Genomic DNA, 2450 nt, shown 5'->3' on the forward strand with positions numbered 1-2450 from the left:
GGAGGCCGGCGGACGTACGGTGCAGCGCGGGGACCGGCGTCTCGCCGGCGTGGTCGGCGGTGCGGGTCCACGCGATCTCCGATTCCGGCAGTCGCGGGAAGTAGGCGGCGTAGCGCAACCCGCCGCCCAGGACGTGGTTGGCGCAGTCGCGGCGGCTCCATCCCGGGCACGCGTCGCAGTCGCCGTCGAGACCCGCCGCGAGCGCGCGGCCGAACAGGGTGGTGGCCCGGTCGAGGACCGACAGGTCCTCCGGGCTCAACGGGGTCGGGGTCACGGTCACCTCATCTGCAGGAATGTCTGGGCCTCACACTAGGTTGACTGGGACGGCGTGACCAGATCGCGCCAGCCCCTGAGCCGTGACGAGAAAGGACCGATACCCGCCATGAGCGCGCAGACCTCCGGTGCAGCAGAGACCCGGGAGTTCCAGGCCGAGACCCGGCAACTGCTGGATCTGATGATCCACTCGATCTACTCCAACCCGGACACCTTCCTCCGAGAGGTCATCTCCAACTCCTCGGACGCGTTGGACAAGGTGAGGCTGGCCGCGATTCAGGACTCCTCGTTGGGTGTCGACACCTCGGACCTGCACATCGAGTTGATCCCCGATGAGCAGGCCCGCACCCTGACGATCCGCGACAACGGCATCGGGATGTCGCGCGACGAGGTGGTGGATCTCATCGGCACGCTCGCGAAATCGGGTACCGGCCAGATGCGGGAGGCCCTCGCGGCGGCGCGCGCGGCGCAGGAGTCGGGCGAGGCCAGCGAGCAGGTGACCGCCGATCTCATCGGCCAGTTCGGTATCGGGTTCTACTCCACCTTCATGGTCGCCGATGAGGTCACGTTGGTCACCCGCAAGGCCGGCGAGACCACCGGCACGCGCTGGACCTCGGGAGGCGAGGGGACGTACACGATCGAGGAGGCCCCCGACGCCCCCCAGGGCACCTCGGTGGTCCTCCGGCTCAAGCCGACCGGCGGGGACGCGGCGCTGCCCGACTATGCCGCGGAGTCCACGCTGCGCCGGGTCGTGCGCACCTACTCGGACTTCATCGCCTGGCCGATCCGCATGGAGGTGCAGCGCCCCGCACCGGAACCGACGGGGGACGACGACGAGGGGAACGACCCCGCCGCGGAGAGCACGATCACCGAGACCGTGACGCTCAACTCCCAGAAGGCGCTGTGGACGCGGCCCCGCTCCGAGGTGACCGACGAGGAGTACGCGGAGTTCTACCGTCACGTCTCCCACGCCTGGGACGAGCCGCTGGAGACCATCACCCTCAAGGCGGAGGGGACGTTCGAGTACCAGGCTCTGCTCTTCCTGCCCACCCAGGTCCCGTTCGACCTGTTCTCGCCGGACGCCAAGCGCGGGGTTCAGCTCTACGTCCGCAGAGTCTTCATCATGGACGACTGCGAGGAGCTGGTGCCTCCCTTCCTGCGCTTCGTCAAGGGAATCGTCGACGCCCAGGACCTCTCTCTCAACGTCTCGCGCGAGATCCTCCAACAGGACCGCCAGGTCCGTGCGATCCGTAAGCGACTGGTCAAGCGGGTGCTGCAGACCATCGAGCAGCTCAGGACCGAGCGTCCCGAGGAGTTCCGTTCGTTCTGGAAGAACTTCGGCGCGGTCCTGAAAGAAGGCCTGATCTCCGATGTCGACGCCCGCGAGCAACTACTCGCCGTGAGCACGTTCGCGTCCACTCGTCCGCGACCGGACGAGTCCGACGGGGGCACCGGGGGCGAGGACGAGGCGGGCACCACGATCGCCGAGTACATCTCCCGGATGGTCGATGGGCAGGAGGAGATCTACTACCTCACCGGCACGTCCCGCGCGGCGGTGGAGAACTCCCCGCACCTGGAGGCGTTCCGGGCGCGGGGTGTGGAGGTGTTGGTGCTCACCGACCCGGTCGACGAGGTGTGGGTCGACGCGGTCGGCGAGGTCGAGGGCAGGCGGCTGCGCTCGGTGGCCAAGGGCGACGTGGACCTGTCCGGTATCGGAGCCGAGGGTGAGGATGCGAAGGACGAGGCGGATACCGCGGATTTCGCCGGGTTGCTCGACTGGCTGGGCGAGGAGCTGGCCGACGAGGTCAAGCAGGTGCGACTGTCGCATCGTCTGACCGAGTCCGCCGCGTGCATGGTCGGCGACGAGTTCGACATGACCCCGCAACTCGAGGCCATGTACCGGGCCTCGGGCATGGAGCTGCCCGCGAGCAAGAGGATTCTGGAGCTCAACCCGTCTCACCCCCTGGTCGAGCGGTTGCGGTCGCAACATTCCGAGGACCCGTCGGCCCCGGGACTCGCCCAGACGGCGCGCCTGCTCTCGGGTGCGGCCGTCCTGGCCGAGGGCGGGACGCTGTCGGACCCCGCCGCGTTCGCCAAGCTGCTGGTCGACCGGATCTGACGAGAGGTCAGTCGATCGGCGCCCCGCGGGTACCCGGGTCGGATCCCGCGGGGCGCCG

At 68.9% G+C, this 2450-nt stretch carries 1 protein-coding gene and 1 pseudogene; one reads left to right on the top strand and one right to left on the bottom strand.

All coding sequences use genetic code 11. From position 1 onward, the window contains the following. A pseudogene (locus G6026_RS12205) lies at positions 1-274 on the bottom strand (hypothetical protein); the annotation flags it as partial. A gap of 108 nt (positions 275-382) precedes the next feature. Here G6026_RS12205 and htpG point away from each other — a divergent pair. Then, entirely contained in the window at positions 383-2392 is a 2010-nt protein-coding gene (gene htpG / locus G6026_RS12210) for a molecular chaperone HtpG (RefSeq protein ID WP_182613337.1), read from the top strand. Positions 2393-2450: the final 58 nt, after the last annotated feature.

This window comes from Dietzia sp. DQ11-38-2, from assembly GCF_014145055.1.
In the GTDB taxonomy this organism is placed as follows: domain Bacteria; phylum Actinomycetota; class Actinomycetes; order Mycobacteriales; family Mycobacteriaceae; genus Dietzia.

Bases quoted from the DNA above. Each gene is read 5' to 3' on its own strand.
- htpG (WP_182613337.1), top strand. From the start codon at position 383: ATGAGCGCGCAGACCTCCGGTGCAGCAGAGACCCGGGAGTTCCAGGCC.